This window comes from Cryobacterium sp. SO1 (assembly GCF_004210215.2).
Taxonomy (GTDB): Bacteria; Actinomycetota; Actinomycetes; order Actinomycetales; family Microbacteriaceae; genus Cryobacterium.
In genome coordinates this window covers 3,724,128-3,745,883 of record NZ_CP067394.1, presented here as the reverse complement: position 1 = coordinate 3,745,883, position 21,756 = coordinate 3,724,128, and the positions used below count along the sequence as shown (strand labels likewise).

Genomic DNA, 21,756 nt, shown 5'->3' with positions numbered 1-21,756 from the left:
CTTTCTGTGAGTAGCTTTGATCGGTTCTCACTGACCATCCCACGGTGGCTCTTCACGTTGACGAAGCAACACTCAAGAGCGGGAAACCACACCACTCACGGGGACGTAACCGAGATTTACGATGTCGATGCCGTAGCGGGGCACTTGCTTCCGCCTGGATCGGTGTTCGCTTTCCTTGCAGCGCACCGTCGGGAGCTGTTTCCCGACGATGCGTTTGCGGACTTGTTTTCCTCGCAGAACGGCCGCCCGTCAATACCGGCGGACGTGATCGCGTCGGTGATGGTGTTGCAAACACTGCACAACCTTTCCGACAGGGAAGCGGCCGAGGCGTTGACGTATGACCTGCGGTGGAAAGCCGCCTGCGGGTTCGCGCTGACTGAAACCTCTTTCCACCCGACCGTGCTGGTCTATTGGCGCAAACGCTTGGCTGCCAGTGACCGGCCGCACCGCATTTTTGAGGCCGTGACCGCGGTCATTGCCCAGTCCGGAGCATTGTCGGGGCGCAAACGCCGGGCGTTGGACTCAACAATTTTGGAGGATGCGGTTGCCCGGCAGGACACCGTCACGCAGCTGGTCGGACAGATCCGCCGTGTTGGCCGGGAGATCCCCGGCGCGGACGTGAGCGTCGCCGGCTTGACCGGCCATGATTACTCCCAGCCGGGCAAGCCCGACATTGCGTGGGACGACCGCGACGCCCGCGACGAGCTCGTCTCCCGCCTGGTCACCGATGCTCTCGCTCTGCTGGGCAGCATCAACGTCCATATCCTCAACAAGAAGCAGCAGGAAACCGTCGCGCTGCTTGCCTTGGTCGCCGGCCAAGACGTGGAACCCGCCGACGGGTCCGACGGGACCGACGGGCGGTGGCGGATCGCCCGCCGGGTCGCTCCCGACCGGGTGATTTCCACCGTCGATCCTGATGCCCGCCATGCGCACAAGAGCCGCCAGAAAAAGATCGACGGCTATAAAGCCCACGTCAACGCGGAGCCCGACACCGGGTTGGTGACGGCGGCAATGCTCACGAAAGCCTCTGGTTCGCAAAACAGCGACGCGGCTCGCGGCGGCGAGCTGCTCGCGGCCGACGTCAGCATCGGTGAGCAAAACATTGACGTGCTGGGTGATTCGGCCTATGGCAGCGGCGGGCTCCTGACCGAGATTCATGCCGCTGGGCACCGGCCGATCATCAAGCCGATGCCGCTGGGCCGAGCCGTTCCGGGCGGATTCACCATCGATGACTTCACCGTGGATGAAACCCTGCAGACCGTGACCTGCCCGGCCGGGAACGTCCGGTCGCTCAGCCCGAAACGACGGGCCAGTTTTGGTAGTTCGTGCCAGGCCTGCCCGCTGATGGCGCAGTGCACCACCGCGAAGTCCGGCAAGAAGATGCAGATTCATCCGCTGGATCAGGTTCGCCGGGAGCACCGCGTCACCGCTCAGGACCCGGACTTTCAAGCCGTTTATCGCCAGCACCGTCCAATGATTGAACGGACGCTGGCGTGGATGACGCGCGGGGCCCGGCGGGTCCGCTACCGCGGCGTTGCCAAGAACAATGCGGGGTGGGTGATCCGTGCTGCCGCGATCAATCTCAAACGGCTCCTCAACCTCGGTTTGACCAGCCAGAACGGGGTTTGGGCCCTTGGATAACACCCCGACGCACGAGGACCACCTCGGCGCACGGTCCCAGGCGGCAGAGCCGCCCACTACGGCCCCATCGATCAGCCCCGACGCGAGATCCCACCATCGTGGCCGATCGCTCAGTCGACCGCACAAAGCCCCACAGCGGAGCAAAAAAACACTCTAAGAACTCGCCGAGGCAACTGGACCCCTAATATTCAGCGCCCTCCTAGAGGGTGGCCGCGGCGGGATCCCAGGTCTCGGCCAGCGGTGTCGGTTTCGTGATCCTCGACCGCACGTCGACCATGGTGCCGGTCTCTGCGGCCTCGGAGACGGCCAGCAGCACGTCGAGCACATGCGCCGCGACCGCCCCGCTGGCGCGCTCGGGAACACCGGCGCGAATCGACCTGGCCAGATCGAGCACCCCGGAGCCGCGACCGTAGGTGGAGCCGACCGGGGCGATCGTGCTGGGCTCTTCCTGGCCGAACCGCCACAGGGTGGACTTGCCCTCGAAGGTGTTCGGGTCGGGCAGCACGATCGTGCCGTCGGTGCCGCTGATCTCGACGAAGCCCATCCGGGGCAGCGCGTTCTGGAAGCTGAACGTGGACTGCGCGGACTGGCCGCTCTCGAACGAGATGACCGCGGCATGGTGGGTGGGCACCTCGACGGAGAACTCGGTGCCGGCCCTCGGACCACTGCCGATGGTGCGGATGGCGCTGGAGCGCGACGACACCGCGCCGACCCGGCTGGCGGAGCCGAAGGCGTGCACCAGGGTCGTGACGTAGTACGGGCCCATGTCGAAGAGCGGACCGGCACCGTTGGCGAAGAGGAACTCGGGGTTCGGGTGCCAGGCGTCGGGGCCGGGCACGTGGAACATCGTGGTGGCCGTGAGCGGTTCGCCGATGTCGCCACGGGCGATCGCGCGCATGGCCGTCTGGATGCCAGCGCCCAGCACGGTGTCCGGCGCGCAGGCGACCCGGAGGCCGGCGGCGTCGGCAGCGGCGAGCAGTGCCGCGCCGGACTCGTGGTCGAGGGCCAGTGGCTTCTCGCTCCAGACGTGTTTGCCGGCGGCGATGATCCGCTGCCCCACGGCGGTGTGCACGGCGGGAATGGTGAGGTTCACCACGATCTCGATGTCGTCCCTGGCCAGCAGCTCGTCGACGGAGCCGTGGCCGGGTACCCCGTAGGCCTCAGCCTGCGCCTGGGCGCGGGCGAGGTCGAGGTCCGCGACGAAGAGCACGTCGAGGTCGGCGAACGCCGTCATGTTCTCCAGGTAGGTGCCGCTGATGACTCCGGCGCCGATGACGCCGACGCCGACGCGCCCAGTGCGGCTCACTTGTCGTTCTCAGCGAGCCAGGCGAACGACGCCGCGATGCCGTCGAAGACGTCGCCGGTGTAGCCGTCGAACTCGACGACCCGCAGGGCGTTGGGCGCGGCGGCGAGGATGGCGGCGACGCCGACGTCTCCGCTGCCGGCGGGCAGCTGGTTGGCGAAGGCCGCGGCGAGGGCCTCCGGCACGCTGAGGGCGCTCTCGCTGCTGGGCAGGGCGGTGGCGATGTCGCCGCGCACCGGGCCGTCCTTGACGTGGATGAACTTCACCCGGTCGCCGAGCTGGCGAAGCAGCTCGGGGGCGTCGGCGCCGCCGACCGTGGACCAGTAGGTGTCGACCTCGAGGGCCACCTCGGGCGAGAGGGCCTCGACGAACAGGTCGTAGATGGGCCGGCCGTCGACGAGGTTCGCGAACTCCCACTGGTGGTTGTGGTAGCCGAAGCCCAGCCCCGCCTCGGCAGCCAGCGCCTGCAGGACATTGACCCGGTCCGCCAGCCGGGCGGCGTCATCCGCGCTCTGCCAGCGGTCACTCGGGATGAACGGGTCGATGACCGTGCCGATGCCCAGCTGCGCCGCGGCAGCGAAGGTGCGGGCCGGGTCGTCGGAATCGATGACCGGGGCGTGGCCGGACGGCGCCGTGATGCCCGAGGCGGCGAAGGCCTTCTCGAACTCGTCGACGCGCTCGACGAACGCGTAGGGCTCGACCTGGGTGAACCCGATCTCGGCGACCCGGGCGACAGCACCCTGCAGGTCGGCGGAGATGGCGTCCCTCACTGTGTAGAGCTGGACCGAGGGTGTGCTGGACATATCTTGCTCCTTTGGAAGTCATGACGGACGGGTTTCATCCGCAGGAACAAACCTAACAACGCTCGGTTTCTATTGCCAGGCCCTCGTGGCTGCGAGCATCCTGTGCGTTTGTACAGGATGGCTCGGTAAGCTCGATGCACTATGGATGACCCTCCCACGCATAAACCCATGCTCCCTGCCCGCCCCGAATGCTTCCGGGCGCAGGGAGCCACCTCGTGAACGAATGGATCATGGTGGGCCTCGGGCTCATTCTGACCTTCGGTACCGGTGTGTTCGTAGCCGCCGAGTTCGCCCTCGTCACCCTTGACCGCAATGAGCTCGAGGCCCGCCGCGATCGCGGCGAGAATCGCCTCGGCCCCACCATCAAGGCGCTGCGGATCACCTCGACGCACCTGTCCAGCGCGCAGCTGGGCATCACGCTGACCACGCTGCTCACCGGCTACACCTTCGAGCCGGCCATCAGTTCGCTGTTGCGCGGCCCGATGCTCGACCTCGGCGTGCCTGACGGCGTCGTGCCGGTGCTCGGCACCGTGATCGGCATTTCGCTGGCCACCCTGTTCTCCATGGTGATCGGCGAACTGGTGCCCAAGAACTTCGCGCTCGCGGTGCCGTTGGCCACCGCCAAGTTCGTGGTGCCGATGCAGGCAGCGTTCACGGCCGTGTTCAAGCCGGTGATCCTGCTGTTCAACAACACCGCCAACGCCATCATCCGTCTTTTCGGCATCGAGCCCAAGGAAGAATTGTCCGGCGCGCGCAGTGCCGAAGAACTCGGCTTCCTGGTGCGCCGCTCCGCTCTGGAGGGGCTGCTGGACGCCGACCACGCCGAGATGCTCAACCGCACCCTGCGGTTCTCCGAGCACTCGGCCGCCGACGTGATGACCCCGCGCGTGCAGATGGCCTCGGTGCACGCCGCAGATACCGCCGAGAGCATCGTGACCCTGGCCAGCGCCACCGGCTACTCGCGTTTTCCGGTGATCGGCCGGGACACCGACGACATCCTGGGCGTGCTGCACGTCAAGCAGGCCTTCGCCGTGGCGCTCGGTCGCCGCGCCCTGGTGCGTGCCGACGAACTGATGCTGCCCGCCCTGCGGGTGCCGGAGTCGATGGGCGTGGACAGGCTGCTCGGCGCGCTCCGTCAGCAGGGGCTGCAGATCGCCGTGGTCTCCGATGAGTACGGCGGCACGGCCGGCATCGTCACCCTCGAGGACCTTGTGGAGGAACTCGTCGGCGAGCTGGAGGATGAGCACGACCGCGCCAAGGCCGGCATCGTGCGCAGCGGCCGCTCGATCGTGTTCGACGCGGGCCTCCGCCCCGACGAGCTGCTCGAGCGGATCGGCGTCACAGTGCCCGACGACGGCGACTACGGCACCATCGCCGGTTTCGTGACCGACCGGCTCGACCGGATGCCCGAGCTGGGCGACACCGTGCCCATCGACGAGGGCACCCTGCGGATCGAGCGGATGGACGGCACTCGCGTGTCGCGCATCCGGCTGACCCCCACCGTAACCACGGCCGACCGCGACCCGGTCAGTGCTGTCATTGAAGGGAGACTGACCCATGAGTGAGTACCTTCCCGGGCTGCTCTGGCTCGTTGTGCTGTTGGCGGTCAACGCCTTCTTCGTCGGCGCGGAGTTCGCCGTGATCTCGGCCCGCCGCTCGCAGATCGAACCTCTCGCCGCGCAGGGCAACAAGGCCGCCAAGACCACCCTGTGGGCCATGGAGCACGCCACCCTGATGCTGGCCACCTCGCAGCTGGGCATCACGGTGTGCTCACTGGTGATCCTGAACGTCTCCGAGCCGGCGATCCACCACCTGCTCGAGATCCCGCTGGGCCTGACGGCGCTCTCCGCGGAGACCATCAGCGTGATCGCGTTCGCGGTGGCGCTGGGCCTGGTCACCTTCCTGCACGTGGTGCTGGGCGAGATGGTGCCCAAGAACATCTCGTTCTCGGTGCCCGATCGCGCCGCGCTGATCCTCGCGCCGCCGCTGGTGTTCGTGGCCCGGGTATTCAAGCCGGTGATCTTCAGCCTCAACTGGCTGGCGAACGGCGTGCTGCGGCTGTTCAGGGTGACGCCAAAGGACGAGGCGACCAGCGCCTTCACCCTCGACGAGGTGGCCGGCATCGTGCGCCAGTCCACCCGCGAGGGCATGCTGATGGATGCCTCCGGAACGCTGTCGGCGGCGTTCGAGTTCACCACGAAGCGGGTGTCCGACGTTGAGGTGCCGTTGTCCGGCATCGTATTCCTGCCCGAGCATGCATCGCCGGCCGACCTGCAGCGGGCCGTGGCCGAGCACGGGTTCTCCAGGTACATCCTCACCGATGCGGCCGGGGCGCCCGGCGGCTACCTGCACCTCAAGGACGTGATGGACCTCACCGGACCCGAAGCCTTCGCGCAGCCGGTGCCGGCCAAGCGGGTGCGAAAGCTCGCAACCGTGCTGCGCGACAGCGACCTCGAAGACGCCCTCGCGGCGATGCGCCGCACGGGCTCGCACGTGGCGTGTTCCTTCGACGCTGACGGCGTGGCCACCGGAGTGCTGTTCCTCGAGGACATCATCGAGGAGCTCGTCGGCGAGGTGGAGGACGTCACCAGCGTGTAGCCGCGCCCGCCGCCCGCCCCGGGCGAACACACGCTCCTCGTTATGAGGAGGAAGTGAGATAGGAAGGACGGAAATCGGCAGAACGTCCTGATAAACGGCCGTATTCCTGATAAACGTGCGGTGCCAGGCCGCCTCCGCCTCCGCCTCCGCCTCCGCCTCAGCTGAGGGCGGGGGCGGCCGGGCGGCCGAGCAGCGACCAGACCGTGACCACGGCAACCAGGGCCATCGCGGCCAGGCCGAGGCCGGAGTAGCCGACCAGCAGCAGCACGGGACCGGCCAGGGCGCCGCCGAGGGCGCCGGCGGCGTTCATGGACAGGTCGGAGAAGCCCTGCAGGGCCGACCTGTCGTGCACGTCGACGGCCTCGGCGATGAGGGCAGAGCCGGCCACGACGGATGCCGACCAGCCCAAGCCCAGCAGGACCAGCCCGGTGGTCATCGCCGCCGCATTCTCACCGGCGAGCCAGAACAGCACGAGCGAAGCCAACAGCAGTGCCTGGCCGGCCAGTATCACCGGCATCCGCCCCACCCGGTCGGCCAGGGCGCCGAACACCGGCGACAGGGCATACATGCCGGCCACGTGCAGGCTGATGGTCAGGCCCACGATGGTGAGGGATGCGCCGTGTTCGGTGAGGTGCACCGGTGCCATCGACATGAGCGCCACCATGGTGGCGTGGCTGAGGGCGACGACCATGACGGCGTAGCGCGCCAGCGGGTTGCCGCGCACGATGGCCAGGCCGCCGCGCTGCCGGCTGGTCGTCGGCCGCGCCTCCCGCGCCGACAACGCGGTGAGCAGCGGGTCGGGCCGCAGCCCGACCGTGTAAACCAGCGCGGCTCCCACCTGCGCGGCCAGCGAGAACGCGAACGCGCCGGTGAGCGGGGGCAGGCCGAGTTGCGCGCCGACGACCTCGCCCGGGCCGAACAGGTTGGGGCCGAGCACGGCACCGATTGTGGTGGACCAGACCACGATCGAGAGGTCCCGGGCGCGGGAGGTGGAGCCGGCCAGGTCGGTCGCGGCGAACCGGGCCTGCAGATTGGTGGCCGACCCGGCACCCAGCAGCATCAGGGCGAGCAGCAGCAGCGGGAAGACGTCGATCGCGACCGACGTGATGGCCAGAATCGCGCCGATCCCGGCGATACCCGCGCCGGTGGCGAGCGACCGACGGCGCCCTCTGGCCTGGGCCAGTCGGGCCAGCGGCACGGCCACCAGGGCGGCACCCAGGGTGCTCATCGTGGCGGCCATGCCCGACCAGGCATTCGAGCCGGAGAGCTGGGCGGCCAGCAGGGCGCCGAGCGAGAGCGTGGCGCCCATGCCGATGCCGCCGAGGACCTGGCCGACGATGAGCACCCGCACCACCTTCCGCTGAAGGTGAGCGTGCGCGGGTACGGTCGACTCCGTCGCGGCGGGCGGGCGGTGTTCGGTCATGGTCTGGTCCCTATCAAACGAGTGTGCGTAAGTGGCCGACGTCGATCAGCCTACGGTACTGTGGACTGATACCCCTAGGGGTATCACTGTTCGTCGAGAGGGACCCCCAATGCAGACCGAATCGAACTCGGTGCCGCGGCAGCCGGCCGGCGGCCGCCTGAGCCAGCTCGGCGCCGAACTGCTCCGCTGGCCGGCCCGGCGCTGGTGGGTCGCCGTGGCCACGGCCGTGAGTACGTATCTCGTCATCGCCATTCCCACCGACCTGATTGACACGCCGTTCTTCGGCCGAGAGGTGCCACCCACGCCGTGGTCGTGGCCGGTTCTCGCCGTCAGCGCCGTGCTGGCCGGCCTGGTCACGGCCACCTACGTGGCCTACCCGGATGGCGCGGCGCCGAGACCGGCCGAGTCGCGGGTGGGGATGGCCGGCTGGTTCGTCACCTTCTTCGCCGTCGGCTGCCCGGTGTGCAACAAGATCGTGCTGCTGGCGCTCGGCTCCTCCGGGGCGATGCAGTTCTTCGAGCCGGTGCAGCCCTATCTGGCCGCCGCATCGATCGGGCTGCTCGGTTGGGCGTTCTACACCCGGGTGACGCGGGAGAACAGCTGCCGGCTGCCGCGGGGCGGGGCGCGCGCCACCGGGGACGTATCTCGCACAGTCATGGAGGCCGACCGTGCTCGCTGACCTGCGCCTGTGGTCGCGGCGGCGCCGGCTGGTCGCCACAGCGGTGGCGGTGTCCGCGAGCGGGGGGCTGATCCTGGCGGCATCGATGGTGTCGAGTGCGCCAGGGCTGGGGGCGCCGTGGTGGGCGTTCGTGGGCGTCGCCGGTGGTGGAATCCTGCTCGGGCTCATCGTGGCCGGCTACCTCGAGGCGCCGATCGGCGCCGAGGCCACCGTGTGCGACCTGCGCTGGCCGCTGCTCGGGCTCCTCGGCCTCTACCTGGCCAGCGACGCCAGGGCGCTCGTGCCCACCCTCTCCGCCGAGGCGCGCCCGGTGCTGGCCCTGGCCTCGGTGGCCGTGCTGGTCTGGGCGCTGGCCGAGCGGATGCGCGGTGAGCGGCACGCCCTCGCCGCCGGCCGGCAGCGCGAGACGGTGCCGCACGGTGAGACCGATGCCGGCCGGAACGCTCTCCGCACAGACGGCGCTCTGAGCACCGACCACGCTCTCAGCACCGACGGCGAGACGTGCGGCACCTGCCGACCACTGTTCCCCACCCGCCCCCACTCCCTTGGAGGACCCACCCCATGAAGACCCCCCGCCTCGCCCTCGTGCTGACCCTGGCCGGTGCCCTCGGCCTCGCCGGCTGCTCCGCCGGCACGTCCTCGCCGGGCACCTCGCCGAGCACCGAGACCATCGGCCCGCAGACAACGCCGGACTCCACCACCGCTCCGTTGCTCCTGAGCACGATCATCGACGTGCGCACGCCCGCCGAGTACGCCGAGGGCCACCTCGACGGCGCGATGAACATTGACGTGCAGGCGGCGGATTTCACCGACCGCATCGCCGCCCTGCCCACCGATGCCGAGTACATCGTGTACTGCCGAACCGGCTCGCGCGCCGAGGCGGCCCTTGCACAGATGACCGCGCTGGGCTTCACCGACGTGACCAATGCGGGCAGCCTGGCCGACGCATCCGCCAGCACCGGAATCGCCGTCGTGAGCGACTAGCGTCCCCCCCCCGTTACCTTGTAAGTAGCCCTTGAAGCTTGCTTCTGAAGGGTGTTGGCCTGTTAGGCCCGGCATGGTTGTTGCCCCCAGTCGTTAATGATCCGGGGGGTGTTGTCACCGGGCCTGACTGGCATTGGGTGATCGCTAATAGGGGCTCGACTGGAACTCGTTTCTGGGTCGAACGTAACGTGGATGCCGAGACTTGATGCCGTGGACAGGCCAACTAATCCGCATGGCTGACGGGAAACTCATGATTGAGAATTACGACAGCGTCGACGTGTTCATCGGTGTTGACGTTGGAAAAAGCGAACATCACGCGGTCGCTCTGGACCGCTCTGGGAAACGCCTCTATGACAAAGCGCTCCCCAATGACGAGGCAAGACTGCGCGCCGTGATCCAGAAACTCAAGGTCCGCGGGCAGGTCCTCCTAGTCGTCGACCAGCCCGAAACAGTCGGCGCTCTGCCCGTCGCCGTCGCTTATGCCGAAGGCATCCTCGTGGCCTATTTGCCCGGGCTGGCTATGCGTCGAATCGCCGACTTGCACCCCGGTGAGGCAAAGACGGATGCCCGCGACGCGGCCATCATCGCCGAAGCTGCCCGCACCCTCCCGCACGCTCTGCGCCCGCTGCGCCTTGAAGACGAGCAGATCGCTGAACTATCGATGCTGTGCGGATTCGACGATGACATCGTCGGCCAGATGACCGCCACCAGCAACCGGATCCGGGGGCTGCTGATGCAGATCCACCCAGCGTTGGAGCGGGTACTGGGCCCGCACCTCGACCACCCGGCCGTCCTGGATCTCCTCCAGAAATACCCGACACCGACAGCACTGACGGCCGCCGGGAGGGTCCGGGTCGGCAACCGCCTCATCAAGCTCGCGCCACGGATGGGCCGCCGCTTAGCAGAGGAAATCTTCCAGGCGCTCTCCGAGCAGACCGTCATCGTTGGTGGCACCCACGCCACACGCGCCGTGCTGCCGCGCCTCGCCGAGCAGCTCAGCACGCTCCACCGCCAACGCACCGAAATTGCCGTCGAGGTCGCCGAGCTCGTCGACGCCAACCCACTGGAACCGATCATCACGAGCATGCCCGGGGTCGGTGTGAGGACCGCCGCCCGTGTCATCACCGAGATCTCCGGCAAGGAGTTCGCCACCGCCGGCCACCTCGCTTCCTACGCCGGCCTGGCGCCGGTCACCAGACGCTCCGGATCATCCATCCGAGGCGAGCACCCCTCACGGCGTGGCAACAAAGTCCTCAAACGCACGCTGTTCCTCTCCGCCTTCGCGGCCCTCAGCGACCCCGTCTCACGCACCTACTACGACCGCAAGATCGCCCAAGGTAAACGCCATAACCAAGCCCTCATAGCCCTCGCCCGCCGACGCTGTGACGTGCTCTACGCCATGCTCCGCGATGGCACGCTCTACGAAAACAAAACCCCCATCAAGACTTGACGAAACACATAGGGGCACCCCCCGCGAACCGTGAGAAAAGCCCCAAAACCCGCGCGTTTTCGGGGCTTAAGTCACGGTTCGCGAGCCGGGGAGCGGGTGGGGGAGTATCTTCGCGCCAGAGAGGGGGCGCGGATGACGTTCGAGGCAGTGGTCGAAGCGGCCGTGCGGGTGGTCGAGGTGGTCGGCGCGGCGATCATGGTGTTCGGCGGGCTGGCGGCCCTGCTGGCCGGCATCCCGAAAATGCTGCGGACCGACACTCGGCCGACGGCGTACCAGGTCATGCGGCGGGAGCTCGGCCGGGCCATCCTGCTGGGCCTTGAGGTGCTGATCGTGGCCGACATCATCCGCACCATCGTGGTGGAACCCACGGTGGAGAGCGTGCTGGTGCTCGGCGCGATCGTGATCATCCGGGTGCTGTTGAGCTTCTCGCTCGAGGTGGAGATGGACGGCGTCTGGCCGTGGGCCCGGTGGCGCACGGCGGGCAAGACGGGGTCCTCGCCGTCGCCGGAGTGACGGCTCACCGGGTGAGTCGATGGGTGAGTTGCCAGTTGGGGCCCTCGTCGGCATCCTCACTGGGCGTCACGTGGCAAGTCGCCGTGGGCCGCGCCGCCGACATGCCAGTTGAAGCTCCGTCAGCGAGACGTCGAGGGCCTCAAGTGCCAACTGACGCGACCTGATGATCAGGCCCGGCGCAGCCGCCAGAGCGAGGTGACCTCGGCTGTGCGCGCCGCGTGCAGCGGGTCGGCAGTGTCGGCCAGCTTGCGATGGGTGGGGCGGATGTCCAGGCGTGCGATCACCGCGAGGCCCGCGTCGTCGATCAGGTCGAGCAGTGCGCCGCGGGAGCGCAGCCCGAGCAGCTCGGCCAGGTTGGAGAGGATCAACCAGCCCTCGCCGTTGTCGGTGAGGTGCCCGGCGAGCCCGGCCAGGAAGCCGCGCAGCATGCGGCTCTCCGGGTCGTAGACGGCGGCGTCGGTGCTGGTGGCGGCCGAGGCCGGCAGCCAGGGCGGGTTGCACACCACGAGGTCGGCGCGTCCGGCCGGAAACAGGTCGGCGTGCATGATCTCGACCCGGTCGGCGTAGCCCAGACGTTGCAGGTTCTCGCGGGCGCAGGCCAGCGCGCGGTGTTCCATGTCGGTGGCCACGACGCGGTCGAAGCCGCGCTGGGCGAGCATCGCGGCGATCACCCCGGAGCCGGTGCCGATGTCGAACGCCAGCCCGGTCGCCGGTAGCGGCGCTGTGGCGATGAGGTCGAGGTACTCGCCGCGCACCGGCGAGAAGACGCCGTAATGCGGATGGATGCTGGCGCCGAGCGCCGGGACCGGCACCCCCTTGGTGCGCCATTCGTGGGCGCCGATCACGCCGAGCAGTTCCCGTAGTGACAGCACCACCGGGGCAGTGCCGGGGCCGTAGGCCTCGTCGGCGGCCTGCCGCACGTCGGGCGCGCGGCGCAGGCTCAGGGTGTGGTCGGTGTCGAGCTGCACGAGCACCAGGCCCAGCAGTCGGGCGCGGCGGAGGGCCTCGGTACGGCCAGCCTCGAACGCGGCCCGCAGGTCGGTCGCGGGGGTGCGGCGGTGCCGGTCCACCCGCCGGGCCATCGCGGTGAGCAGCTGGCGGGCGTTCTGGAAGTCGCCCTGCCAGAGCAGGCCGGTGCCGGACTTGGCCATCCGGTACGCGGCATCCGCGGTGAGGGTGTCGTCAACGACGACCACGCGGCGGGGCGCGGGCCAACCACCCTCCGAGTGCCAGTGGGCGGTGTGCTCGGTCTCGCCGGTCTGCCAGCGGATGTCGGCCGTCGCGGTGCTGCCGGGGCTGTTCGTGATGGACATGGTGTCCGTTCTGTGCCGCTAGGTGTCGTATCCGCCCGGGTTCGTGCGCCGGGACGCTCGGTCGGCTCTGCGGGGCAGAAGGCTCCCGCGACCTGTTCGATTATCGCATCGCATCGCATCCGCATCCGCATCCGCATCCGCCGCCGCCGCCGCCGCATCCGCATCCGCATCCGCATCCGCCGCCGCCGCCGCATCCGCATCCGCCTCCGTGACTGGTCCCGAAGCGGACTTTTGCGCCCGGTGTGCCGGACCCATAAGTCCGCACGGGGAACAGGTGGGCGGTGCGGGACTACAGCAGCGCCGGCATGACCTCACGCTCGAACAATTCCAGGCCGGACCGGTCGTAGGCCGCCTCGGGGAAGTAGTGGATCGCGTAGCCGAGGCCGCGCTGCTTCATGCCGTTCAGGCGCTCCACGATCTGCTCGGGTGTGCCGACCCCCTGCGCCTGGCCGCTGCGGTACTCGGCCATGTAGTCAGCCGCGCCGTCCACGCCGAGGTACGCGGTGACCCGGGCCTGGATCGCCTCCAGCCGCTCGGCGACCTCGGCCTCGTCGCGGCCGATCACGGTGTTGTAATTTGCCGAGCGAACGATGGCGTCGAAATCGGTGCCGAGCGTGGCGCAGTGTTCGCGCAGCAGGTCGCTTTTGTGCGTGAAGCCTTCAGGGGAGCCGTCGAAGTTGGTGTAGTTCGCATACTGCGCGGCGATCCGCAGCGTGACCTTCTCGCCGCCGCCGGCGATCCAGATCGGGATGCCGCCCTCCTGCAGGGGGAGCGGCCGCACGATCGCGCCGTCCACCTGGTAGTGCTCGCCGTCCAGGGTGGCGGTTCCGGTGGTCCAGGCCTGTTGCATGATCTGCACCCCCTCGTCGAGGCGGGCGAGACGCTCCCCGGCGCGCGGGAACCCGTAGCCGTAGGCCCGCCACTCGTTTTCGTACCAGCCGGCGCCGATGCCCATCTCGACGCGGCCGCCGGAGATGATGTCGATCGTGGACGCGACCTTGGCCAGGTAGGCCGGGTTGCGGTAGCTCATGCAGGTGCACATCTGGCCCAGCCGCACCCGGCTGGTGGTCGCCGCGAAGGCGCTCATCAGGGTCCACGCCTCGTGGGTGGCCTGCTCGCTCGGCACCGGCACGGTGTGGAAGTGGTCGTACACCCAGATCGATTCCCAGGCACCGGCATCCGCGTGGGCGGCCAGGCCGCTCATGGTGGCCCACTGCTGGGCCGGGTCGATGCCGACGAGGTCATGACGCCAGCCCTGGGGAATGAAGAGTCCGAATCGCATGTAGACCAGCCTAAGGGTGGCGGCGCGGAGCGGGCGGCTGGTCGGGTCGTCGGCTCAGGCCCTGGTGTCGGGGTGCTCCGGTGCGGTGGCGGCGTCGGAAGGGCCGGGGTCGGGTGAAGCCGGTTCGGCCGACGGGTCGGCCTCCGGGCGACGCAGGTGCACGCCCATCACGGTGAGGATGGCCAGCATGATGGCCCCGGCGAAGATGGCGATGTCGGCGACGTTGCCGATGAACAGGTTGCCGTAGCCGATGAAGTCCACCACGTGGCCGCGGGCGAAGCCGGGATCGCGGAAGAGCCGGTCGCCCAGGTGCGTGGTGGCACCGCCGAGCAGCAGGCCGAGGGCCACCATCCAGCCCCGGGACTCGACCCGCCAGGTGAGCGTCGTGATCCACACCACGGCCGCGGCGGCGGCGACCGCGAACACCCAGGTGAAGTCGGAGCCGATCGAGAACGCGGCCCCCGGGTTGTAGACGAGCACGAACCGGATCAGGTCGCCGATCACGGGAATGGTCTGCCCGTCGCCGAGCGCCGCCTCAGCCCACCACTTGCTGGCCTGGTCGATGAGGATCACGACCAGGGCGATGGCGAAGGCCGGCCAGGCCAGCCGGGATGCCCGAAGGGACCGGGTCGGAGTCGACGGTGAGGTCGGCGGTGGGGTCGGGGTGGCAGAAGTCACCTGAATATCGTCTCAGGCTTTGGGCGACCGCCGCGCACGAATCCGTCTGGTTCGCTGTCAATCCGCCTGAAGGACACCTCCAGGCCGGGCCGCGCCTGCACCTGACCAATCCACGGTGCGGGTGGCCGCGACGAGAGCGTGCCTGTGTCTTACCCTGCCGGGCGGATGGGCCGTGTAGCGTAGGTGCACCCGTACGCTGCCGGCCGCAGCGGGACCGACCCGAGCGTGAACATCCGCTCACTTGCCTGAGGAGACCGCGCATGTCGTCACTGACAGACGTCGACGCCACCACGAGCAACACCGACGCCGGCACCGGCGTCGCCGCCGTGGTCTACAACCCGATCAAGGTGGACCTCGACGCGATCAAGCGCGCCGTGGCCGCAGAACAGGCCCAGGCCGGCTGGGGCGAGACGCTGTGGTTCGAGACCTCGAAGGAGGATCCGGGCCAGGGCGCAGCCCAGCAGGCCATCGATGCCGGCGCCACCGTCGTGATCGCCGCCGGCGGTGACGGCACCGTGCGTGCCGTGGCGGAGGTCGTGCACGGCAGCAGCGCTGCACTGGCCCTGCTGCCGTCCGGCACCGGCAACCTGCTCGCGCGCAACCTCAACCTCGCCCTCGACAACCTCGAGCACTCGATCCACACCGCCTTCACCGGGGTCGACCGGCCGATCGACATCGCCCGGATCGACATCCGTCATGAAGACAACAGAGTGAGCAAGCACGCGTTCCTGGTGATGGCCGGCCTGGGCCTGGACGCCAAGATGCTCGCCAGCACCAACGACGAGCTCAAGGCCCGGATTGGCTGGCTCGCCTACGTGGGCGCGATCATCACGGCCCTGCGCGACAAGAACCAGCTGCGCATGAAATACAGCCTCGACGGCGGCAGCACCAAGTCGGTGCGCGCGCACACCATGATCGTGGGCAACACCGGGCTGCTCACCGCGAACGTGCTGCTGCTGCCCGAAGCCGTGATCGACGACGGCCAATTCGAGATCGTAATGCTGCGCCCGGAGGGATTCCTCAGTTGGGTGCAGATCCTGGTGAAGGTGCTCTGGGAGAACGGGGTGCTGCGCCGCACCCCGCTCGGCCGCCGCATGATGTCCAAGGAGGTCGAAGCCCTCAACTATGTGAAGGGCACCGAGGTGGTCGTCAAGCTCAGCCACCCCGAGGAGATCGAGCTCGACGGCGACGGCTTCGGCACCGCGACGGCCTTCAAGGCCCGGGTGGATGCCGGCGGCCTGCGCGTGCGGGTGCCCCGGGAGTGAGCCGGGTTCCCACCAGTCCGGGCTATGCGCCGGCGGGTGCGCGACCACGCGGCCGCCGCCGCTTGAGTGAGGTGCTGCTGCCGGTCTCCGGCGCGATCGTGACCGTGGCCTCCACTCCCGGCCCGGGCACGACGGATGCGCCGGTGTTCGTGCTCGTGCACGGGATCGGCATGTCGCACCGATACCTCGAACGACTGCACCGGGAGCTCGCCGGCGCCGGTGCCGTGCACTCGGTGGACCTGCCCGGCTTCGGCCGATCGCCCAAGCCGGAGGACGGCGTCTCGATCGAGCAGTTCGCCGACTACCTTGCCGAACTGCTGCCGACGCTGAGCGCCGGCCCCGTCGTCTTGGTCGGTCATTCTATGGGCGCCCAGTTCGTGACCGAGACGACCGTGCGGCACCCGGCGCTGGTGTCGCACCTGGTGCTGATCGGCGGAGTCACCGACCCGGCCCGTGGGTCGGTGCCGCTCCAGGCCCTCGACCTGGCCAGGGACACCCTCAAGGAACCCGCTACCGGTACGTTCATCGTGCTGGGTGACTACCTACGCTGTGGTCCGCGCTGGTACCTGGCCACGTTGCGGCCGATGCTCGCCTATCGCACCGACCTGCGGCTGCGCGAGGTTCTGGCACCCACCCTGGTGATCCGCGGAAAGGATGACCCGGTGTCCCGGCACGACTGGGGTGTGCACCTGGCTGCCCAGGCGCCGCGGGGCCGGCTGCTCGAGCTGCCCGGCCGGCACCTCGTGCAGTTCAGCGCCGCCACCGCCACGGCGGCTGCCATCCGTCTGCACGCGCACACGCCGGCGGCACCGATCGGCGAGGACGCTGCGAACGGAGCGGTCGCGCCGTGACTGGCTCGCCGGGGAGAGCGGACCGGCGTGGGCTGCGGGAGGGCCTGTGGAAGGCCGGCTCCTGGCTGCTGGACTACAGGTACGCGGTGAGCGCTCAGCTGCGTGGCGCCGTCTCGCGCACATCACCCGAGAGGTACGCCTCTGGCGATCAGGCGCCGGTGCTGATCATCCCGGGGATCTACGAAGACTGGCACTTCATGCGGCCGCTCATCGAGGCGCTGCACGAGGCGGGGCATCCGGTGCACGTGGTGACAGTGTTGAACACCAACCGTCGGCCGGTTGTGCCGTCGGCCGAGATCGTGGCCGAGTACCTGCGTGATCGCCACCTGCACGGCCTGGTGATCGTGGCGCACAGCAAGGGCGGTCTGATCGGCAAATATCTGATGTCGCAGCTCGATCCCGACCACCGCGTCGAGCGGATGGTGGCGGTCAGCACGCCATTCTCCGGTTCGCGCTACGCCCGGTACATGGTCACCCCCAGCCTTCGCGATTTCAGGGTGAAGCATCCGGCGCTGCTGGCCCTGTCGGGGGATGAGCGCGTGAACGGGCGCGTCGTGTCGCTGTTCGGCCGGTTCGATCCGCATATCCCCGAGGGCAGCATCCTGCCCGGCGCCGAGAACGTGCGGATCGACACCGGCGGCCACTTCCGCATCCTCAGCCACCCCGACGCCATCCGCCGCGTGCTCGCCGCCGCCGCCCGCCCGTGACTCGCGCGTCCGTCTAACTGGTGCCCGTGCGGACATCTGCGTCCGGCATACCGGGCACTTTTGTCCGCTTCCCCTCTGCGTCAGGCTGTTTGTGAGTCAGTTCACGATCAGTAGGAGGCAAGAGCATGTCGATAACCCCAGGGTTCACCGCGGTAGAGATCCGCAGGTTCGTTCACGAGTATGACGGGTTGGCGTATGGGCACAAGAGCCCGTGGTTGGCGGAGCGCAAGCTATCCAGGCACCGGCTGGCCCGGTGGCGTGACGCGGTCTATGAGGGTGACCTCGAACGCGGGCTGATTCCGCGAGAGGGTAGTTACATGACTATTCCACCGGGTAAGCGCAGTGCGCTGGAGAAAGCGCGTGCGGCTGAGCAAGCCAGGCACGAGGCTGAAGTTGCCGAGCTGACCGCGCGGGTGCGCGAGTTGGAGGGCAGCAACTACGCGTTGGGAAAAGCTATCGGGCTCTTGCACTCGCTGAACGAGGCAGAGCCCGCAGATACCCCGACGACGACCGATCCCTCCAATTCCTGACCCGGGAGAACGAGCTCGTGGCCGAGCTGACGCGCACGACAGGCTCGCAGCGCAGCGCGTTGGCAATGACCGGCGTCGCCCGCTCGACCTGGCAATACCGGCTCAAACCCCGCGCCCGGGTTCCTGAGCCGGTATTGCAACAGGACCGCGCCTACCTCTCTCGCATCGCCACCACGGATCGGTCGACGATCGCGAAGAAGATCACGGCCGGCTGGAAGGCCGGGCATTCGGTCGATCACTCGTTCGCGACCACCTGGGACGAGGGCGTGATGCTTGCCGGGCGCCGGTCGTGGTGGCGGATCGCCGCCGAGATCGAAGACCAGAGCGCCCGCCCCGTGGTGCCCACCAAGCGCGGGTCAAAGACACCGCGGGAGACTCCGGTCCTGATCGCGACCGGGCCCTTGCAAGTGTGGTCGTGTTATGCCGACATTGTGATTATGCCGATGTTCGCCTCCGATCTCAGGTTCCCGGCGGTGAGTGGGCGAAAAAGGTCGGCATAATCACTGCCGGGTGATCGGCTTGTCTTCTCAACGATTGAGCAGGCAGGGAGAATCTGATGGCGGTTACAGGTGCGGCGGCGCGAGTGCAGGTCCAGGGCCAATTGGTAGAACATCGGGAGGGATTCGAGGTCGAGCTGCGGCGGCTGGGGTTTACGCCGGTGTCGATTGTGAACCAGTTCTATTTGCTGGCACATTTCAGCCACTGGCTCCAGGATGAGGGGATTGTCCTCGCGGATCTGAGCGTGGGGCAAGTTGATGCGTTTCTCGTCGAGCGCAAAGCGACCCACACGGCGTTATTCACCCGCAGAGCCCTACGAACTTTGCTGAGATGGCTTGCGCTGTCCGGATCGATCCCTGCGGAGGCGGCAGAAGCTGCGGCGCTGCCGGAGGATCCGGTGGTACTGGTGCGGTTCGAGCGTTACCTGTTGCGGGAGCGTCGGATCGGGGCGCGAACCACGTCGGCGTATGTCGTGCGGATCCGGCGTTTTTTGGCCGCGTATGTTCCGCCTGACGGGTTCACCGCGCTTGGTGGCGCCGAGGTGACGAGGGCGTTGCTGGACGAGGGCGTGGGGCGGGCGCCGGCGTCGGTGAAGAAGTTCGGTTACGCGCTGCGGTCGTTTTTGCGCTTCTGTTTCGTCACCGGGGAACTGGACCGTGATCTGACTGGCGCGACGCTGGTGATCCGGAACCCGTTGCCGTCCTTGCTGCCGGTGGGCGCCAGCGCGGCAGAAATCGCGATCCTCCTGAACAGTTGCGACCGGAGCACCGCAGCGGGGCGGCGAGAATACGCGATCATCATGTTGCTAAGCAGGCTGGGCCTTCGCGCCGGGGAAGTCGCCGGGATGCAACTGGACGACATTCGCTGGCACGTCGGTGAAGTCCTCATCCGCGGCAAGGGAGCCAAAGACGAATACCTTCCATTGCCGGCGGAAGTCGGCGCTGCGGTGGTCGATTATCTGATGCACGCCCGCTCGGCGGACGCGTCCGTCCGGGAAGTGTTCTGCGGCCTGCGCGCGCCGAGAAACCGGCTGGGTTCTCCGGCAATTTGGGTGATCGTGACCCGCGCATGCACCCGCGCGCATTTGGAGCCGTTTGGGCCCCACCAGTTGCGGCATGGCCTGGCCGAAGCGATGGTCGCTGCTGAAGTGCCGTTGGCCGGCATCGGACAGGTGCTGCGCCATGAGGATCCGGCGACGACAGCAAACTACGCCCGGGTCGATGTGGTGCGGTTGCGACAACTAGCCCAGCCCTGGCCGGCCGGCGGTGAACTCGCATGACCTGGGCGGAGAACGTCGACGACTACATCCGCCTGCGCCGCCAGTTCGGAGCCCGCCTGCACTGGCCCGAGCACCTGCTCCACCAGTTCGCCGCTCACCTTGTGAACGACGACATCACGGTGATCACGATCGTCGACGCGATCGCCTTCTCCAGTGTCCTGCCTGCCGGGGTGACGACGCCGCCGGCGACGCGAGCATCCACGCGGATGACGGCGGTCCGCGGCTTCGCTGATTACATGCACGCGCTCGATTCGATCCACGAGGTCCCGCCCCGCGGGATCTTCTCCGATCCCCTCCATCGCAAAAACCCCTACATCTACTCTCCCGCGGAGATCACGGCGGTGATCCATGCCGCGACCGCTCTGGAGGGCGGCAGCCGAGCCCAGACCTACTCGGTGCTATTCGCCGCGCTGGCCGCGACTGGATTGCGCGTCGGGGAGGCGATCGATCTGGATCGCAGAAACGTGGATCTGGACGCTGGGGTGTTGCTGATCAGCCGGGGCAAGGGACGAGACCCGCGCCTGGTCCCGCTGCATCCGACCACGACCGCGGCCCTGGAACGCTACGGGCACTGGCGCAACGACCAGCAGCACGACCACACTGGGGTGCGCTCGGCCGCGTTCTTCACCGATCAGGCCGGTCAGCGGCTGAAATACGCGGCCGTTCGCGACAACTGGGTCCAGGCATCCACGGCGTCGGGGCTGCGCACCGCGGAACGACAACCACGGATGCACGACCTGAGACACACGTTCGCGGTCAACACGCTCCTGGGCTGGTATCGCAACGGCGCCGATGTCGCCGCGAAGATGCCGGCCCTGTCCATCTATTTGGGCCACTCCAGGCCCGCGGACACCTATTGGTATATCAGCGCCGTTCCCGAGCTGCTTGGCCTTGCCGCCGACCGGCTTCAGAGCGCGACCCTCCGGCTGCAGGTGCAGTCGTGACCACTCTCGCGCCACTGCTGCAGGCCTTCTTCACCGACCGGCTAATCACGCAACGCCGCTCCAGCAGCAACACCATCGCCTCCTACCGTGACACCATCACCCTGCTACTTGGCTATATCTGCGCCCAGACAGGCAAAAGGCCGTCGGACATCGACATCAGCGACCTAGACGCCGATGCCATCACCGGGTTCCTCCATTACCTGGAGGAAAGCCGCGGCAACAGCGTCCGCACCCGCAACACCCGCCTGGCCGCGATCCACTCCCTGTTCGCCTTCGCGGCGCTACGCCACCACGAGCATGCCGAGGTCATCCAACGCGTCCTCGCGATCCCCGCGGCACGGACGCACCGCACTACCGTCACCTGGCTGGAACTCGCTGAAGCCGACGCGCTACTGGGCGCCTGCAACCAGGACACCCGCACCGGCCGCCGTGACCATGCGATATTCACCCTCGCCATCCAGACGGGACTGCGCATCAGCGAGTTGCTCAACCTCACCATCGCCGACATTCACACCGGCACGGGTGCGCACGTCTATTGCCTCGGTAAAGGCCGCAAAGAACGCCGCACCCCACTGCTGACGGCAACCGTCACGGCTCTGACACGTTGGATCACCGAGAACGCAGGCCCGCCGAACGCCCCGCTGTTCACCAGCAGCACCGGACATTCCCTCAGCCGCGACGCGATCGAACACCGCATCCACCACAACATCACCATCGCGGCCTCGACATGCCCCTCGCTGGTTGGCAAACACGTCAGCATGCACACCCTTCGGCACACCGCCGCGATGCGACTGCTCAACGCCGGCGTTGACACTACCGTCATCGCCCTCTGGCTCGGCCACGAACAGATCGTCACCACGAACATCTACCTCCACGCCGACATGACTTTGAAGGAAGCCGCGATCGCGAAAGTCACCCCATCCAGCGTCACGATGTCGGGTCGTTACCAGCCCACGGACGCCGTTCTGACATTCCTCGCGGCACTGTGATTATGCCGACCTTTTTCGCCCGCTCA

Annotated in this window: 21 protein-coding genes and 1 pseudogene; 16 read left to right on the top strand and 6 right to left on the bottom strand. The window is 68.1% G+C overall.

Annotated features, from left to right (window positions below; genetic code table 11):
• Nucleotides 1-57 precede the first annotated feature (57 nt).
• Nucleotides 58-1,641 carry an IS1182 family transposase gene (locus BJQ95_RS17830; protein WP_370688348.1) on the top strand — a complete coding sequence of 528 codons (1,584 nt, stop codon included), beginning with the start codon at nt 58-60 and terminating at the stop codon, nt 1,639-1,641.
• Nucleotides 1,642-1,840: 199 nt separating this feature from the next.
• Here the strand turns inward: BJQ95_RS17830 and BJQ95_RS17825 are convergent, their stop codons facing one another.
• Nucleotides 1,841-2,947, bottom strand: a complete 1,107-nt coding sequence (locus BJQ95_RS17825; protein WP_130178143.1) for a Gfo/Idh/MocA family protein — start codon at nt 2,945-2,947, stop codon at nt 1,841-1,843.
• Entirely contained in the window at nt 2,944-3,747 is an 804-nt protein-coding gene (locus tag BJQ95_RS17820) for a sugar phosphate isomerase/epimerase (protein ID WP_130178142.1), read from the bottom strand. The genes BJQ95_RS17825 and BJQ95_RS17820 overlap by 4 nt, the downstream gene beginning before the upstream one ends.
• Nucleotides 3,748-3,962: 215 nt before the next feature.
• Here BJQ95_RS17820 and BJQ95_RS17815 point away from each other — a divergent pair, with 215 nt between their 5' ends.
• Nucleotides 3,963-5,312, top strand: coding sequence for a hemolysin family protein (locus BJQ95_RS17815; RefSeq protein WP_256041453.1), 1,350 nt, complete (start codon nt 3,963-3,965; stop codon nt 5,310-5,312).
• Nucleotides 5,305-6,345 carry a hemolysin family protein gene (locus BJQ95_RS17810; RefSeq protein ID WP_130178140.1) on the top strand — a complete coding sequence of 347 codons (1,041 nt, stop codon included), beginning with the start codon at nt 5,305-5,307 and terminating at the stop codon, nt 6,343-6,345. The genes BJQ95_RS17815 and BJQ95_RS17810 overlap by 8 nt, the downstream gene beginning before the upstream one ends.
• A 157-nt stretch (nt 6,346-6,502) precedes the next feature.
• Here the strand turns inward: BJQ95_RS17810 and BJQ95_RS17805 are convergent, their stop codons facing one another.
• A complete protein-coding gene (locus BJQ95_RS17805) occupies nt 6,503-7,768 on the bottom strand; it encodes an MFS transporter (protein WP_130178139.1) in 1,266 nt (421 codons plus the stop codon).
• Between the two features lie 109 nt (nt 7,769-7,877).
• Here BJQ95_RS17805 and BJQ95_RS17800 point away from each other — a divergent pair, with 109 nt between their 5' ends.
• The 5 genes and pseudogenes from BJQ95_RS17800 (at nt 7,878) to BJQ95_RS17780 (ending at nt 11,394) form a co-directional block, all read left to right on the top strand.
• Nucleotides 7,878-8,447, top strand: a complete 570-nt coding sequence (locus BJQ95_RS17800) for a hypothetical protein (protein WP_205750141.1) — start codon at nt 7,878-7,880, stop codon at nt 8,445-8,447.
• Nucleotides 8,437-9,012: a hypothetical protein gene (locus tag BJQ95_RS17795; RefSeq protein ID WP_256041452.1), complete on the top strand. Its 576-nt coding sequence runs from the start codon at nt 8,437-8,439 to the stop codon at nt 9,010-9,012. The genes BJQ95_RS17800 and BJQ95_RS17795 overlap by 11 nt, the downstream gene beginning before the upstream one ends.
• Complete coding sequence (locus BJQ95_RS17790; RefSeq protein WP_130179273.1) at nt 9,009-9,431, top strand: rhodanese-like domain-containing protein; 423 nt, start codon at nt 9,009-9,011, stop codon at nt 9,429-9,431. Before BJQ95_RS17795 ends, BJQ95_RS17790 begins: the two co-directional genes overlap by 4 nt.
• Before the next feature lie 192 nt (nt 9,432-9,623).
• Nucleotides 9,624-10,881: pseudogene (locus BJQ95_RS17785) on the top strand (IS110 family transposase).
• A 132-nt stretch (nt 10,882-11,013) separates the two neighbouring features.
• Entirely contained in the window at nt 11,014-11,394 is a 381-nt protein-coding gene (locus BJQ95_RS17780) for a DUF1622 domain-containing protein (protein ID WP_130177060.1), read from the top strand.
• Between the two features lie 167 nt (nt 11,395-11,561).
• Here BJQ95_RS17780 and BJQ95_RS17775 read toward each other — a convergent pair whose 3' ends face one another.
• From BJQ95_RS17775 to BJQ95_RS17765, 3 genes are all read right to left on the bottom strand, one after another.
• Nucleotides 11,562-12,707 (bottom strand): methyltransferase, encoded by a 1,146-nt coding sequence (locus BJQ95_RS17775; RefSeq protein ID WP_130177059.1) that lies wholly within the window; start codon nt 12,705-12,707, stop codon nt 11,562-11,564.
• Between the two features lie 289 nt (nt 12,708-12,996).
• The gene (locus BJQ95_RS17770) at nt 12,997-13,989 is read right to left on the bottom strand and encodes an LLM class F420-dependent oxidoreductase (RefSeq protein WP_130177058.1); all 993 of its coding nucleotides are present in this window, start codon (nt 13,987-13,989) and stop codon (nt 12,997-12,999) included.
• A gap of 54 nt (nt 13,990-14,043) precedes the next feature.
• Nucleotides 14,044-14,667 carry a signal peptidase II gene (locus BJQ95_RS17765; protein ID WP_240694667.1) on the bottom strand — a complete coding sequence of 208 codons (624 nt, stop codon included), beginning with the start codon at nt 14,665-14,667 and terminating at the stop codon, nt 14,044-14,046.
• Between the two features lie 260 nt (nt 14,668-14,927).
• Here BJQ95_RS17765 and BJQ95_RS17760 point away from each other — a divergent pair, with 260 nt between their 5' ends.
• The 8 genes from BJQ95_RS17760 (at nt 14,928) to BJQ95_RS17725 (ending at nt 21,730) form a co-directional block, all read left to right on the top strand.
• Complete coding sequence (locus BJQ95_RS17760; RefSeq protein WP_130177057.1) at nt 14,928-15,932, top strand: diacylglycerol kinase family protein; 1,005 nt, start codon at nt 14,928-14,930, stop codon at nt 15,930-15,932.
• On the top strand, nt 15,929-16,783 hold the full coding sequence (locus BJQ95_RS17755; RefSeq protein ID WP_130177056.1) for an alpha/beta fold hydrolase: 855 nt from the start codon (nt 15,929-15,931) through the stop codon (nt 16,781-16,783). The genes BJQ95_RS17760 and BJQ95_RS17755 overlap by 4 nt, the downstream gene beginning before the upstream one ends.
• Nucleotides 16,780-17,490 (top strand): triacylglycerol lipase, encoded by a 711-nt coding sequence (locus tag BJQ95_RS17750; RefSeq protein ID WP_240694666.1) that lies wholly within the window; start codon nt 16,780-16,782, stop codon nt 17,488-17,490. Before BJQ95_RS17755 ends, BJQ95_RS17750 begins: the two co-directional genes overlap by 4 nt.
• A gap of 125 nt (nt 17,491-17,615) precedes the next feature.
• Nucleotides 17,616-18,020 (top strand): hypothetical protein, encoded by a 405-nt coding sequence (locus BJQ95_RS17745; RefSeq protein ID WP_130177055.1) that lies wholly within the window; start codon nt 17,616-17,618, stop codon nt 18,018-18,020.
• Nucleotides 18,021-18,037: 17 nt separating this feature from the next.
• Nucleotides 18,038-18,520 (top strand): hypothetical protein, encoded by a 483-nt coding sequence (locus BJQ95_RS17740; protein WP_256041451.1) that lies wholly within the window; start codon nt 18,038-18,040, stop codon nt 18,518-18,520.
• Nucleotides 18,521-18,576: 56 nt separating this feature from the next.
• Nucleotides 18,577-19,797, top strand: coding sequence for a tyrosine-type recombinase/integrase (locus BJQ95_RS17735; protein WP_130178294.1), 1,221 nt, complete (start codon nt 18,577-18,579; stop codon nt 19,795-19,797).
• Nucleotides 19,794-20,741, top strand: coding sequence for a tyrosine-type recombinase/integrase (locus BJQ95_RS17730; RefSeq protein WP_130178295.1), 948 nt, complete (start codon nt 19,794-19,796; stop codon nt 20,739-20,741). Before BJQ95_RS17735 ends, BJQ95_RS17730 begins: the two co-directional genes overlap by 4 nt.
• Nucleotides 20,738-21,730, top strand: a complete 993-nt coding sequence (locus BJQ95_RS17725; RefSeq protein ID WP_130178296.1) for a tyrosine-type recombinase/integrase — start codon at nt 20,738-20,740, stop codon at nt 21,728-21,730. Before BJQ95_RS17730 ends, BJQ95_RS17725 begins: the two co-directional genes overlap by 4 nt.
• Nucleotides 21,731-21,756 lie beyond the last annotated feature (26 nt).